Below are 14,353 nucleotides of genomic sequence, written 5' to 3' on the forward strand. Positions count from 1 at the left end.
ATGGCAGTAGCAGCAGTTGCCGTAGCTATTATCGCAGGGGCATCAGCGGCGGCAGCAGCATACGCAGCAGGTTTAGCTTTAGCAGCAGTAGTAGCTATAGGTATTGGTACAGCAGCACTATCTTACATTAGTTCATCACAGATGATGAATGTAGGCCAAATGGGGGTAACGTATCCGAGTACGGGTAGTAACAATGCCCGATCAACATCACCAAGTACTGGTATTCCAATTTCATACGGTGGTTCTAACCGTAACGCAACAGAAGTAGCCTATAACAAATTAGGTTCTATTGTGGTTTGGCAGAATGTTTACAATGGTACATCAAATCAGTTATGTACTATTCACGCTATTAGTATTGGTGAAATTGGTCAGGTTCCAGGAGAACAATCACAAGGCGTAATTAAGCAAATCTATTTTGATAATGCTCCGGTACTGCTTGATGGTGCGTATATCACCACAGAAGGCCAAGTACCTACATCAATGATGATAGAGAAGTACCGCAAATACCTACAGATTGAAGTACGTTTTGGTAAACCGTCATACGGTGGTTCTATGACGCTTGCCCGTCAATATGGCGGCAGTCAATGGAATGATAATATGCGTGGTGATGGTCTTGTACAGATCTGTACTGTAATCAAGAAAACCAACGACTCATTGATTGATGGGATTCTAACGAACCAGAACTATACACTATCGGTAGAAATGCGTGGACGTATGATCTATGACTTAACTGATAATGTGCGTAAACCTTCAAGTAATCCACCAAGCCAATTATATGACTTTATAACTAATACAGAATTTGGTTTTGGTTTGAATCCGAATGATATTGATATGACAAGTTTCCGTAATATGGCTAACTATTGTGCTAATAACCATTTTTATTCAAATGGAAATATTCAGTACGATAAATCATTTAAGGAAAACATTGAAAATATTCTACAGACATTTGGTGGTGTACTATATGAATCAAATGGTATGTACTATCTAACGGTAGATGCTCCAGATATTCCAAGTGTACATTTTGATGAAACGAATATTCTTGGTAGTGTGAATATCACAACGGGTTCTAAGTCTGATTATTTTAATACAATGGACAGTACTTATACAAACCCAGGTAATGACTATTCACAAGATATTATCCGTTATCCAAGTGATGCTATTAGTAACGCATCCATTGCTAAAGATGGTTATATTATCAAGAAAGATTTAAACTATCTATGGGTACAGGATAAAGATCAGCTTGCTATTCTTAGTAACATTGAATTGCTTAAATCTAAGTACATTACGAACACGATTACTTTCAATACCTATGTAACAGATTTGAAAGTATATGATGTGTTTACAATTGATTTTTCTGAAGCAGGTTTTAGTAATAACAAATATCGCGTAATTCAACGTACTGTACCAATGACTGTTGATAAAGCGGGTATTATTCAGATTACAGCAATTTCGTATGATGATGGTATCTATCAAGGAAAAGATCCGGGGCAATTCCCACAGGATGGATTGACCAATCTACCTAACCCAACATATGTACAACCGCCAACGAATCTACAGGCTCAACGCTTAGGGGCAACCGCATCAGGTAATACAGTACTGTTAACATGGGATTTATCACAGGATACAACTGTACGTGGTTATAAGATTCGTTATAAACGCAGTGATTCCAGTGTTTGGATCAGCATTGGTAACGTAGGGCAGTACTCTACGAGTTTTGAGATATTAAATCTTCTATATGGTGTACAGTACGATTTTGCTATTGAGGCTTATAACACATTAGGTTATTCATCAGATTTAGTAGCTATCTATAATCAAACACCACAAGTTATTTTCGCATTGCCGAAGATTACTAACCTTGATATGGTGAATGATGATGTGGGTTTAAACCAGACTTATGCTCAAGATTTTATTTTCCGTTGGGATGATCAGGCTAACTTAGCCGTAAATGGTAAAACCTTTGCCGATTTCTTCAAATACTATGAAATCCGTGTATATGACCGCTATCGTAATTACATCACGTCATATTACACCACTACAAGCAATTGGACGTACTCATATTCAATGAATACCAGTGATGGCCTAAGCCGTTACCGTGTGTTTGGGATCATCGCTCATGGTTGGGGTACTGGTATCTATAGTGAAGAAGTTCAGATTGAAGTTAGTAACCCACAGCATCCACAGTTGTTTGGTATCAATTTGAAGAGTGGTTATGATTCCGTGTTCATTGACTGGACAGAATCAAACGTACCTGATTATGCGGGGGTAGTTCTTCAAATCGCACTTGATGAGGGCTTTAGCTCAGGTTCTAAGTACTTTAGCAGTGCTAACCGCTATTCAGCATCGTTTGGTATTGAAGATGGCTCATGGTTCGCACGTGTGGCAGCCTATGACGTGTTCGGACAGGATGAATTGGTATGGACGCCTACTATCGGTTTTAACCAAAACACGAAAGTACCGTACAGTAAATTGAACGAAGACGTTATTGATAGCCTACTTAACAGTGATACGGCTACTGGCATTGTTGAGAAACAGATCGTAGACGAACTTGGTTCACGCTGGCAGCTACAGGTATCAAACAACGGTAACGTAACGGGCATTGCCTTAGCAGCAGATGAAAAAACATCGGTGTTTACCGTCATGGCGGATCGCTTTAGCATCATCAGTACAGACAGTGCCAAGCTATCAGACAGGGTATATCCGTTTGTGGTTCAGGGTGGTAAGACTTATATCAACTCAGCGGTGATAGCATCAGCGAGCATCAATGAGGCTATGATAAATAACCTTTCCGTTTCCCGTGCGAAAATTCAGGATGCCGCAATAGACAATACGAAAATCGCCAATGCCGCAATCCGTAACGCCCACATTATGGACGGCGTGATCGACTCAGCGAAGATTAGCCAGCAGATACAATCCAGTAATTGGGATGGTGTGAATGGTTGGGCTATCAATAAAAATGGTAATGCCTGGTTTGGTAACGTATCTGTACGTGGAAATATACAGGCAACATCTGGTGTACTGAATAACGTTACTATCATGAAAACTGTAACATTCTTGGTACTCTAAGTGCCGCACGTATCGTTGGTGATATTTGCCGTCCACAATCAACTGGTATCAACCCTGTACCGTTTATCTTTGGCTCTAAGACTGTATCAGGTGGGCAGGCCGCATTAAATCCAGTAGCTAACCAACACTATATAGCATTGCGTATACGTGGTGAAGATTTTCCACGTTATTTTGATAGTGATTTATCAATTGGTTTAACCTCATATGAACGTCAATACTTCTATATTCGTATGGGTGGTGATGGAATCGGTTTAACTAATCTCTATTATTATGATGCTGGTAACGGTGGTAGTTCTACATCTTTCAGATTGAATTCTATATATGTTCCGCCTGTAGGTCGTGGAAACTGGAATTATATCTATGTGATGTGTACAACTTCACGTAGTGGTATTGCTTCACTTAATGTTCCTGCTAACTGGTCATCATTCTTATATCGTGCTGGTGATCAGCCTTTATATAATGCGTAATAAATACTATTACCAAAATATAAAATAGGGAAGTACTAAATGGGTATGGGAACAATTCTTGCTTTGGTTATTAGTGGTTTAGTGCTGATATATACTATTTTCCGTGACAATACAAAAGATACTAATGACTTACTAAGTCGTGTATCTGATATTGAAACTACCATTGCGGTACAAGATAGTAACATTACACGTCTAAGCGACGAACAAGACAAGATGAAAGAAACCTTGCGAAATCTTGAAATTCAAATTCACGAATTGGATATCAAACTTGAAAGGATTATTACTATTCTTGAACAATCAAAGCAGTAACAAAAAAAAGGGATAGTATCAATTACGGTACTATCCCTTTTTCTTATTTGTTGGTTAATTGTGCGATCATCGCATTAACTCTATTTGGTGTCTGACGATACCATAAACTATCTTTCGCTTGTTTAATTGCTTCGGGGTAGTTGGCATCACGTAGTGCCTCAATCATCTTTTTAAACTTCATCGTTCCAGATAGGCCAAGTTGAAAAATCATGATGATCATGAAGTCTTGCCAATCTTTAGGCATGGTTAGGTTTAGTTTACTTAGCTGGCTTGTTGCTATGGCTATATCTTTATCAAGTAGTCGAAGTGCTTCAATCTCAGTAATACCGTTAGTGAAGTTTTCATTTGGTAGTACTTTATGCCCGAATCCTACAGTTAAGAATCCTTCTGTATCTTTATACGGGTAGTACTTGTCATTGCGAAAGTATCCCATACGTGTTTGATATGCTCGTGAACCCTCATATTCTATTAATCGTGTTTTTAAATCCATCTTCATAAATACCTTTAGTTAATTTTAAAAAGGTATTTACTAATGGCAGGACGCATTAATAAGAATTGGGAAATGTTCGATAAAGACCAATGGAATATTTCAGACGTAACAGACGGCAACTATACATCTTTTGTTTACATCATAGAGTTTCCAGAAACAGGTGAATTCTATTATGGAAAGAAAATGATTTATCAAAAAGTTAAAAGCATAGATAAACTAAAAGTTAATTCTGTAGAATCTAACTGGAAAAACTACACAGGTAGTAGTAAGACAGTGAATGCTATGATTGATGCTGGCATGGATTATACAAAGAAGATTTTGTATTGTGTTAAATCAGACGCAGAAGCAAGCATTATTGAAACGGCGTTGATTTCGTACTTTGGTTTACATCCAGACAACCTAAACAAAGCAATTCTATGCAAAGCACGTTTACCAAAGAACAGACGTGATTTATTCAATGTATTACAAGATTTAGTAGCGATGTTGGGGAATAGGTAATATGGCATGGAAGGGTGGCAATAGTCCTAATGATATGAAGCGATTCATAAACAAGAACAGCCCAAAGATAGGACAAGAATTTAAAAAAGAATTAAGTAGCCGTATGCGTATAGTTACACAGCACATTCAAAGAAAAATTGATAATGATGTAGCGGGTGGTGGTGTCGCGTTTACTGGAAAGAGTATGTACTTTAACTTTAGAAAGATAAGTGAGTTCAAGTCAGTTAACCAGATCATCCTACTACCTAATCAAGCATCATATCTAAAGTACGTTCTTGATCCGGCATATAAGAATGTTAATGAAGGGAAGATCATACCGTATCAGAATGCTAAGTTAACTAAGCAAGGTAACATTACACAACTACGTTCAAGAACCAAGAGTGATAAATACAAAAAGGTGAAGAGTAGGAACGGTAACACGTACTTAATCGACACTACCAAGAAATCCTCTAAACGTAATCCTAAACTGGCACGTGAACAAAGGGTGATTGGTTATTATGGTTCCGTTGGTAGAAAACCATTGTTTGATTTCTATGATGAAACCGAGAAGCAAGTAATAGAACAATTAAGAACATTACGCGGTACGTTTGATTACCGTTGGAGGAAGTAAGATGGATAACTTAGAAAATTTCCCATGTTATGATCATTCTGTACTAACAGATTTTTCTTTTCAGACAATCCAACCAGTAAGTGTAACATTACCATATGATAAAGCACTATCTGGTAGTAAGCTCATAAAAAAGAAAGTAGATAAAACAAAAGGTGATTTAGTCGTATATAGTTTTCATCATCATACAACACCTAAAGTAAATGAGGATGATGTATTGATGGTTGAACTAATGAAAGAACAAGTAGAAGTAAAGGTACTATTATCTTACAACCACATCTTTAAAGGTCATCGCGTAGTTTCTTGTGTTTGCCAAATACAAGGATAACATATGTTAAGTATTATCATTGACCTTATCAAAAGCGGTATAAGTCTTATCAGTAAGAACAAAACCGAAGTTGCTAAGTCAAAAGACGAACTTGAAACAGAAAAAACAAGTGAAGCACAGGAAACAAACCGTGAAGAGATCAAGGCTGGAAAAGGCTGGAGATCATTTTTAGGTTATGCGTGTACTGGTATTCTTGTTTATAACTATATCTTAGTACCTATCTTAGATTACTTTGGTATCGTTTTATTCTCATTCCCACTATCTGACATTATCAGAATCATCATTTTGTTACTTAGTGGTAACTAATTAGAAAGCCCTTTATGGGGATTTTTTTTAAATTAAGTGGAGTAAAATTCATAATGATTACAATCTAATTATTAAACATTGATAGTCGGTAATGCTTTTGATATGTATATTGCCATTTTTCAGTATGTCTCTTGATAACACATAGACTATGCTGATAATCTAAAAAAGTATAAATGAGCTTCGAGGCTATTATGAAAAATGAAAATGATGTATCCAAAGAAGAGATATTAAGTACAATAGTGGCACAAGCAAAAGAGTACGCAGCGATCGACTTTGAACAACTTGAAAGAGATGGTGTCATTAAAAAAGTTAGGGGAGGTTATCTGGTTGTCAAGCATAGTAAACTACCTGATGCGGCTAGAAAGTTAATGAAATCACTTAAGTCTACGAAAGATGGTGTACAAATGATTATCAGTAAGCCTCCAAAGTCTTTTCTTGATTTAGGGAAGTGATTATGTAGGCCTCTTAACCGAGGCCATTTTCATTTGGGAGTATTTATATTAATCATGACGTTTTGCTGATTAGCATAAAGTTTTATATCGTTATCATGAAAAGCTATCGTCAATTCTAAACTTTCTGTTTCTTTTAAATTTAATGACTGCCTGATTTCTTTCTGATTGGTTTGGACTATCTCAGAGTAATAGTCTACCATTCTTTGAATATACATTAATCTACTTACGTCATGGAAACTATCACCATTAGTCATAGTTCCAAATAGTTGATAAACAGTTCCATCTTCCATTTGCATAGCATAGTTACAATGAGCATTTCGTAATGCCATGCGTTGTTTAGTATCTAAATTATGTCCTGTGATACCTTTCACTCTAAAGTGCTCTATAGATTCAGGAAGATACTTATGAATTTTTTTTATCAGATTTTCATTTACCCAAACATCAGAATATCCTCTTCCATGAGGCATAATGTCTATGAAAATGACGGCGTTTTCAAAAAACATACAAAATAAAACAGGACCTGTTCGCTTAAAGAATCCATTTTTAAAAGGTTCTTCAGAAAGATGTATGTGATGAATATTCCAAGAGTTTAATAGTAGGTCGTTGTAAATATATTTTGTTGTACTCAATGAAAGATGCGGATTTATTGTTAACCCAAGGGTAAGTTTCCTCTTGATGGATTCATATGCCTTTTCTGTTCCTTCAGGTACTTGAATTCCTGGTAGTTCGATTACTAATCTTCTTTTATCGCTTGGTATTCTTCTTTGTAAGGCGAAAACAGCTTTTAAATTTTCAATTGTTGTTAAGCTATCATCATATTGAAAACTAAACTGAGCTAACTGTTCATCAATATAAGTTCTCATTCCATTTTCAGGTGTGAATTTTATCATATCGAACATCTCTGTTTCAGTTTCACGCTGTAATTTTTTCTACTGAAAAGTACTGGTTTACTACATCAGCAATTCCATTTTCCGTATTGTTACCTATTACTAAATCAGCACACGCTTTCACTTCATCAACAGCGTTACCCATAGCAACACCCAAGCCAGCAGTCTCCAACATACTTAGATCGTTGAAATTATCGCCAAAGGCTATTACCTGGCTCATAGATAAACCTTGTGATTCTACCCATTGTGCCAGGCGTTTACCCTTACTGTTTCCGGCTTGTGCTATGTCTACTTGGTCGTGCCAAGACCATTCACAAGCAAGGCCAAGCTCACGCTCTACGATCTGACCAAAGCTATGTAGTTTTTCAGTATCAGAATCAGTAAGGGCGAATTTCCATATAGCATCAACATTTTGAGAGGCTTCACTCAGAGAGGGTACTTGTTTGAATACTGGACGTTGTGACTCTGGAAGAGATTTAGCCCAATTTCCTGTACGGATAATATGCCCCGTTGGATTTTGATAAAACATGGCATCATCGGCATACATCAGACTATGAACATTGTAACTATCAAGTAGGTTTACTAATTGAGTAGCTTGTTCTGGTTGTAATGGGTCTGAGGCAATAACTCTTTTTTCGGCGTAATCGTACAATAAAGCACCGTTACAACATATAGCTGGTGTATTCAGTGCTAATGCCTGATAAAAAGGATGGATGGCTACAAAGTGCCGTCCGGTAACTATGACAACCTTTGCCCCTGATTTACGGGCATTCTGTAGGGCAGTTAATGAGGCTGGTAAAATAGTTTTTTCTGGCGTCAATAAAGTGCCGTCCAGATCAAGGGCGATTACCTGATAGTCCATGTAGTGATTCACCTGATTTTGGTATGTAGTTTTTCCGATAGTACACCGCTTTGCGGCTACGACGAAACAAGGTGAAGAGAGTCTTGTTGAGCACTGGAACAACGTTGGATACTGGCGTATTGCCCTGGATTGGTGAAAATGTTGTAATAAGCGTCACACACTCAAATAAGTGCCATTACAACAAATTGCAGGTGTATCTAACGCCAGTGCCTGATAAAAAGGGTGAATGGCAACGTGATGTCGACCCGTTACGATAAGGAGTTGATATCCCGCTTCCTGCGCGCGTTTTAGCGCCTCAAGGGAGGAGGGGAGAAGGGTTTTTTGCGGCGTCAGTAAGGTACCGTCTAAATCCAGAGCAATCACACGCGAGGTCATCTGTTTTCCCGGGTTAATATTGAATTTACGTTTTGATGGGATGGTACACCGAGAGGCGAACGCTTCAAAACTCCTGTCGACAATTCAGCATTCACCGTCAAAAGTTAACTACTTTCATGCGCAGTGAGGAGTGAATATTCATGAAACAAACCGTTTATACCGCCAGTCCTGAAAGCCAGCAGATCCACGTCTGGCGTTTAAATACCGAAGGGACACTCACGCTGGTTCAGGTTGTAGATGTGCCAGGCCAGGTACAGCCGATGGTCATCAGCCCGGATAAACGTTTCTTGTACGTGGGTGTGCGCCCGGAGTTCCGCGTGCTGGCCTATCGCATTTCTCCGGACGATGGCGCGCTGACGTACACTGCCGAAGCCCCGTTGCCGGGCAGCCCAACCCATATCTCGACCGATCGTAAAGGCAACTTTGTCTTCAGCGGCTCTTATAATGCGGGCTGCGTCAGCGTAACGCGTCTGGAAGAGGGCATTCCGGTCGAAACCGTGGATGTGGTGGAAGGGCTTGAAGGCTGCCACTCGGCGAATATCTCTCCGGATAACCGCACGCTGTGGGTGCCTGCGCTGAAGCAGGATCGTATCTGCCTGTTCACCCTGAGCGACGATGGTCACCTGGTGGCGCAGAATCCTGCCGAAGTGACTACCGTTGAAGGCGCCGGCCCGCGCCATATGGTCTTCCATCCGAACCAGCAGTACGCCTATGTGGTTAATGAACTGAACAGCTCGGTGGACGTATGGGAGCTGAAAGATCCTAACGGCCAGATCGAGTGCGTGCAGACGCTGGACATGATGCCGTCTGATTTCTCCGATACCCGCTGGGCGGCGGATATCCACATTACGCCAAATGGTCGCCATCTGTACGCCTGTGACCGTACCTCCAGCCTGATTACCGTCTTTAGCGTCTCTGAAGACGGCAGCGTGCTGGCGATTGAAGGGTTCCAGCCAACGGAAACCCAGCCGCGCGGCTTTAATATCGATCACAGCGGTAAATACCTGATTGCGGCGGGGCAGAAATCCCACCACATCGCGCTGTATGAAATTAAAGGCGAGCAGGGGCTATTGGAAGAGAAAGGACGTTACGCCGTAGGCCAGGGGCCAATGTGGGTCGTGGTAAACGCTCACTAAGCGGCTACAAACAAAAAACCTCGCGAATGCGAGGTTTTTTTATGCCCGGTAAACGCGGCGCCACCCGGCAAAACAGCTTACTGTTTCGGCTCAGCCACCACTTTGCTACCCAGACCGCGGTTGTTGTATTCCCACATGCGGTTGAAGTTAGCGTCGTTCAGGTTGCGCTGCACGTTCCCTTTATCATCCACCGCACCGGTATTACCGGAGAATGGACGTTTGGAGATCGCGGCATCAGCCCACGGCTTCGCCATGTTGAAGCCTTCGTTGATCACGCTGTCGCGGATCACGACCTGACCGTTGGTCGCAGAGTCCACATCCAGGGAGCGTCCCAGCTGCGCCACGCCGTCACCGGCAGCATTAAAGCGGCTGTTCACGGCCAGGAAGCCGTAGAAGAGGTTAGACTGGGTTGCCGGAGCAAACACGTAACCTTCCTGCTGAGTACGTGAGTTCACCACGCGGAAATCGGTATTATCAAACACCACCGCGCCGCGACCGGACACCAGATCCACGTCACCTTCAACGTAGCTGTTGGTCACCAGGGTACGGGTCAGGCGGTTATTCTGCAGGGTGTTCTGCACGCCGCTGTTGGTCACGAAGAAGGTGTTCTGACGGCCAAGAATGTTGACGTTGTTAATCTGCACCTTATCGCCATCGCTACGCAGCGCAACGGCCTGGTGGCTGCCGGCATCAACGCTGTCGCCCAGGGTATTCTGAATGGTCAGGTTCTGCAGCTGCAGACCGTTATTCTGAGACCAGAACACCGCCGAGCACATCACGCCAATGGTGGCGGAACGCTTGCTCTGGCAGTTATCAAACATATACCACGCCGGTTTGCCCGGCATATATTTACCGGCCGGGTTCACCAGGTGACGCCAGGTGTTGCTGTCGATTTCGGAATCAATCGCCAGGCCAATTTTTACGTCGATCGCTTTTTCGCCCAGACCGTAAAGTGTAATGCTGCCCGGTGCCGCCGGAACATACACGGTGCCTTCATATTCACCCGGCAGGATCGCGATGTACTGGCGAGACGCGCTGTGTTTAGTGATGGCAGCATCAACCGCAGCCTGAATAGAGGTATGCGTTACGCCCTGCGCACCCGCCGGGCCAACCACGAAGTCAGGCTGTTTAGGCAGGTTGATAGAAGACGGTGTCCACGGCGCAGCGTTAGGATCCATCGCCGAGAAGTAGTGCGCACGATCGAAGTTCTTCGCTTCATCAGCGGACAAAATCGGGCGGGAGGCGGTACCGGGCGCAACCTGCTCAGAAGGGCGCTGATCCGGTGGTGTTGAACTGCATGCGGATAAGGTCACGCCAAAGGCGAGTGCTAACGCCAGACGGGAAATCCTGGAAATGTTCAAGGTAGAGCTCCTGGGTATGCAAATCTTAAACGGGATAGACGAAATAGCCTGCTTTTTTATACTAAGTTGAGCGAAACGGGAAGATAAAAAGGGTAAAAGTTGCATTTTTAGCCCCGGAGCGGCAGGTAAGTGATCACAAATAAATAACATTTTCCGCCAGGGCGGTTGACAGTAGACGGTGGATGCAAATAAATGTCTATACAACCTAAGACAAGTGGAATGCCCCATGCAGCAGATTCATCCCGACGATGTAATATGGCGAAATGCGCGACTGGCTACGATGGCTCCGGACGTACCTGCGCCTTATGGACTGAAAGAGCAACACGCCCTGGTCGTGCGCGGCCACACTATTCTGGCCGCGATCCCTGAATCTGACATTCCTTCCGGACACCGTCACTGTGTCGATCTTCAGGGACGTCTGGTCACGCCTGGCCTGATTGACTGCCATACCCACCTGGTATTTGGCGGCGACCGCGCGGCGGAGTGGGAGCAGCGTCTGAACGGCGTCTCTTATCAAACCATTAGCGCCCAGGGGGGCGGGATTAACGCGACCGTGACGGCGACGCGCAGCAGTTCAGCCGAAACCTTGCTGAAACTGGCGCAGCAGCGGCTCCAGCGTCTCATGAATGAAGGCGTGACGACCGTTGAAATCAAATCGGGATACGGCCTCAACGCCGAGGCCGAAGAGAAGATGCTGCAGGTTGCCCGCCAGCTGGGCCTCAATAATCCGATCGATATCAGCCCAACGCTGCTGGCGGCCCATGCGGTTCCGCCGGAATACCGGCAGGATCCTGATGCGTACCTCACGCTGGTCTGTGAGCAGATACTGCCCACGCTGTGGCAAAAAGAGTTATATGAAGCAGTCGACGTGTTTTGTGAAAACGTCGGCTTTACCCCGTCGCAAACCGAGCGCCTCTTCAAGGCCGCCGCCGCGCTGGGTATCCCGGTGAAAGGGCACGTCGAGCAGCTGTCGAATCAGGGCGGTGCGGCGCTGGTCAGCCAGTATAAGGGCCTTTCCGCCGATCATATTGAGTATCTCGACGACGCAGGCGTTCAGGCGATGGCGCAAAGCGGCACGGTTGCCGTCCTGTTGCCGGGGGCGTTCTATTTTCTACAGGAGCGCCAGCGTCCGCCGGTTGAACAGCTCAGAAAACAGGGCGTGCCGATGGCGGTCGCCACCGACTATAACCCCGGCACCAGCCCGTTTGCGAGCCTGCACCTGGCGATGAATATGGCCTGCGTCCAGTTTGGCCTGACGCCCGAGGAAGCCTGGGCTGGCGTCACGCGCCATGCCGCGCAGGCACTGGGCCGCGGGGAAACCCACGGACAGCTGCGGGCCGGGTTTGTCGCCGATTTTATCGTCTGGGATGCACACCATCCGGTAGAGATGGTCTACGAGCCGGGACGCAATCCGCTGTATCAACGTATTTTCCGTGGGGAGGCAGTATGAGGTTATGGCGGCCTGTAGCCGAAACCGTCTGGCAGGGGCGCGATGACAGCGCCGAGGCCAGCAGCGCAAAGCGCATTTTCCAGACGATAAAGCAGCAGGGCCAGTTCACGCCGCTTTCATCCGGCATCGCGCTGATAGGCTTTGAATGTGATGAAGGGGTAAAACGCAATCAGGGCAGGCCCGGCGCCGTGCAGGCACCGGATATGCTGCGAAAAGCGCTGGCAAATATGGCAAGCCATCAGGGACATGACCGGCTGGCGGATATGGGCTCGGTGTACGTTGAAGGCGGCGAGCTGGAAGCGGCACAGCAGGCGTTAAGCGATGCCGTCACGGCCTGTCAGCAGTCCGGGATGCGGACGCTGGTGTTTGGCGGCGGGCACGAAACCGCGTGGGCGCACGGTCGCGGCGTGCTGGACGCCTTTCCGAACGAGCGGGTTGTTATTATCAACCTTGATGCCCATCTCGATCTGCGCAAGGCCGACCGGGCGACGTCCGGCACCCCGTTTCGCCAGCTGGCGCGCTACTGCGATGAGCGCGGGCGGGAATTTCACTACGCCTGCCTTGGCGTGAGCCGGGCGGCGAACACGCAGGCTTTGTGGGATGAGGCCGAACGCCTGAACGTCACGCTGGTGGAAGATCTCCATTTCAGGCGCGATGCGCTATCCGCCCTGGAAAAGGTACTGGCGCAGGCAGATCGTATCTATCTGACAATCGACCTGGACGTCCTGCCCGCCAGCGAAATGCCTGCCGTGTCCGCACCGGCTGCGTTAGGCATACCGGCGCTGGATCTTCTCCCGGTTATCGAACAAATCTGCCGCAGCGGTAAGCTACAGGCCGCCGATCTGGTAGAGTTTAACCCGCAGTACGATCGGGACGGGCAGGGCGCTAAGCTCGCCGCCCGCCTGGCCTGGCAAATTGCTCACTGGTGGGCATAACACTATTCAAGGAGTCACGATGTTTTCACGCTCACCTCTGCCGCAGTCGAGCCCTCCCGCGCCTTTCTATGAAAAGGTGAAGCAGGCAATTAGCGAAAAAATCGCTACCGGCGTCTGGCGCCCGCACGATCGCATTCCTTCGGAGGCCGAGCTGGTGGCACAGTTTGGTTTTAGCCGGATGACCGTCAACCGGGCGCTGCGCGAGCTGACCGACGAAGGGCTTCTGGTGCGCCTGCAGGGCGTGGGGACGTTTGTGGCGGAACCGAAAGGACAGTCGGCCCTGTTTGAAATCCGCAGCATTGCGGACGAGATAGCCGCGCGTAATCATCAGCACCGCTGTGAGGTGCTGGTGCTCGAAGAGACCCAGGCCAGCGCCGAGCAGGCCACAGAGCTTAACGTCAAGGAGGGAAGCCGCATCTTCCACTCCGTGATGGTGCATTTCGAAAACGACATTCCGGTGCAGATTGAAGATCGCTGCGTTAACGCTGAGCGGATACCGGACTATCTGAACCAGGATTACACCCAGACCACGCCGCATGCCTATCTCTCGCTCGTCGCACCGCTGACGGAAGGGGAGCACATTGTGGAGGCCGTGCGCGCCACGCCGCAGGAGTGCGAAAGGCTGCGCATTAAAGAGCACGATCCGTGCCTGCTGATCCGCCGCCGTACCTGGTCCTCGTCGCACATTGTGTCGCATGCCCGGCTGCTTTTCCCGGGGAATCGCTACCGGCTGCAGGGCCACTTCATGTCATAAGTTTTATAAGCGTGATCGCTAACGCAATATAACAAAATTGTATCTTTTTTGTTAAATCTGACCTTGTGTGTGC

15 protein-coding genes and 1 pseudogene are annotated in these 14,353 nt (G+C 45.6%); 11 read left to right on the forward strand and 5 right to left on the reverse strand.

Annotated features, from left to right (window positions below; all coding sequences use genetic code 11):
- Nucleotides 1–3,063, forward strand: coding sequence for a phage tail tip fiber protein (locus tag WM95_RS07630; protein ID WP_088544714.1), 3,063 nt, complete (start codon nucleotides 1–3; stop codon nucleotides 3,061–3,063).
- A 506-nt stretch (nucleotides 3,064–3,569) separates the two neighbouring features.
- A complete protein-coding gene (locus WM95_RS07635; RefSeq protein ID WP_023292983.1) occupies nucleotides 3,570–3,839 on the forward strand; it encodes a hypothetical protein in 270 nt (89 codons plus the stop codon).
- A 43-nt stretch (nucleotides 3,840–3,882) separates the two neighbouring features.
- Here the strand turns inward: WM95_RS07635 and WM95_RS07640 are convergent, their stop codons facing one another.
- The gene (locus tag WM95_RS07640; RefSeq protein ID WP_032668324.1) at nucleotides 3,883–4,329 is read right to left on the reverse strand and encodes a glycoside hydrolase family protein; all 447 of its coding nucleotides are present in this window, start codon (nucleotides 4,327–4,329) and stop codon (nucleotides 3,883–3,885) included.
- Nucleotides 4,330–4,371: 42 nt separating this feature from the next.
- Here WM95_RS07640 and WM95_RS07645 point away from each other — a divergent pair, with 42 nt between their 5' ends.
- From WM95_RS07645 to WM95_RS07660, 5 genes are all read left to right on the forward strand, one after another.
- Nucleotides 4,372–4,827 carry a hypothetical protein gene (locus tag WM95_RS07645; protein ID WP_023292981.1) on the forward strand — a complete coding sequence of 152 codons (456 nt, stop codon included), beginning with the start codon at nucleotides 4,372–4,374 and terminating at the stop codon, nucleotides 4,825–4,827.
- 1 nt (nucleotide 4,828) lies between these two features.
- Nucleotides 4,829–5,437 carry a hypothetical protein gene (locus WM95_RS07650; RefSeq protein WP_023292980.1) on the forward strand — a complete coding sequence of 203 codons (609 nt, stop codon included), beginning with the start codon at nucleotides 4,829–4,831 and terminating at the stop codon, nucleotides 5,435–5,437.
- A gap of 1 nt (nucleotide 5,438) precedes the next feature.
- The gene (locus WM95_RS27155) at nucleotides 5,439–5,762 is read left to right on the forward strand and encodes a hypothetical protein (RefSeq protein ID WP_049222753.1); all 324 of its coding nucleotides are present in this window, start codon (nucleotides 5,439–5,441) and stop codon (nucleotides 5,760–5,762) included.
- A gap of 3 nt (nucleotides 5,763–5,765) precedes the next feature.
- Nucleotides 5,766–6,068: a hypothetical protein gene (locus WM95_RS07655; RefSeq protein WP_023292979.1), complete on the forward strand. Its 303-nt coding sequence runs from the start codon at nucleotides 5,766–5,768 to the stop codon at nucleotides 6,066–6,068.
- 191 nt (nucleotides 6,069–6,259) lie between these two features.
- A complete protein-coding gene (locus tag WM95_RS07660; protein WP_023292978.1) occupies nucleotides 6,260–6,520 on the forward strand; it encodes a hypothetical protein in 261 nt (86 codons plus the stop codon).
- A gap of 29 nt (nucleotides 6,521–6,549) precedes the next feature.
- Here WM95_RS07660 and WM95_RS07665 read toward each other — a convergent pair whose 3' ends face one another.
- The 3 genes and pseudogenes from WM95_RS07665 to WM95_RS07675 form a co-directional block, all read right to left on the reverse strand.
- Nucleotides 6,550–7,410 (reverse strand): hypothetical protein, encoded by an 861-nt coding sequence (locus WM95_RS07665; protein ID WP_023292977.1) that lies wholly within the window; start codon nucleotides 7,408–7,410, stop codon nucleotides 6,550–6,552.
- 22 nt (nucleotides 7,411–7,432) lie between these two features.
- On the reverse strand, nucleotides 7,433–8,269 hold the full coding sequence (locus tag WM95_RS07670) for a pyridoxal phosphatase (RefSeq protein ID WP_045331297.1): 837 nt from the start codon (nucleotides 8,267–8,269) through the stop codon (nucleotides 7,433–7,435).
- A gap of 162 nt (nucleotides 8,270–8,431) precedes the next feature.
- Nucleotides 8,432–8,644, reverse strand: a pseudogene (locus WM95_RS07675) (HAD-IIB family hydrolase); the annotation flags it as partial.
- A 140-nt stretch (nucleotides 8,645–8,784) separates the two neighbouring features.
- Between WM95_RS07675 and pgl the strand changes: the two are divergent.
- Nucleotides 8,785–9,780: a 6-phosphogluconolactonase gene (gene pgl / locus WM95_RS07680; protein ID WP_023310837.1), complete on the forward strand. Its 996-nt coding sequence runs from the start codon at nucleotides 8,785–8,787 to the stop codon at nucleotides 9,778–9,780.
- 77 nt (nucleotides 9,781–9,857) lie between these two features.
- Here the strand turns inward: pgl and WM95_RS07685 are convergent, their stop codons facing one another.
- Nucleotides 9,858–11,141 carry a putative acyl-CoA thioester hydrolase gene (locus WM95_RS07685; RefSeq protein ID WP_033144970.1) on the reverse strand — a complete coding sequence of 428 codons (1,284 nt, stop codon included), beginning with the start codon at nucleotides 11,139–11,141 and terminating at the stop codon, nucleotides 9,858–9,860.
- A 226-nt stretch (nucleotides 11,142–11,367) separates the two neighbouring features.
- Between WM95_RS07685 and hutI the strand changes: the two genes are divergently transcribed.
- From hutI to WM95_RS07700, 3 genes are read left to right on the forward strand one after another with little or no spacing between them, the layout of a single operon-like run.
- Entirely contained in the window at nucleotides 11,368–12,591 is a 1,224-nt protein-coding gene (gene hutI, locus WM95_RS07690; protein ID WP_063409446.1) for an imidazolonepropionase, read from the forward strand.
- Entirely contained in the window at nucleotides 12,588–13,526 is a 939-nt protein-coding gene (gene hutG / locus WM95_RS07695) for a formimidoylglutamase (RefSeq protein WP_063409445.1), read from the forward strand. The genes hutI and hutG overlap by 4 nt, the downstream gene beginning before the upstream one ends.
- Nucleotides 13,527–13,545: 19 nt before the next feature.
- Nucleotides 13,546–14,280 (forward strand): histidine utilization repressor, encoded by a 735-nt coding sequence (locus tag WM95_RS07700; protein ID WP_023310841.1) that lies wholly within the window; start codon nucleotides 13,546–13,548, stop codon nucleotides 14,278–14,280.
- The last annotated feature ends 73 nt before the right edge of the window (nucleotides 14,281–14,353 follow it).

Origin of the sequence: Enterobacter cloacae complex sp. ECNIH7, from assembly GCF_002208095.1 — a bacterium.
GTDB lineage: Bacteria > Pseudomonadota > Gammaproteobacteria > Enterobacterales > Enterobacteriaceae > Enterobacter > Enterobacter cloacae_M.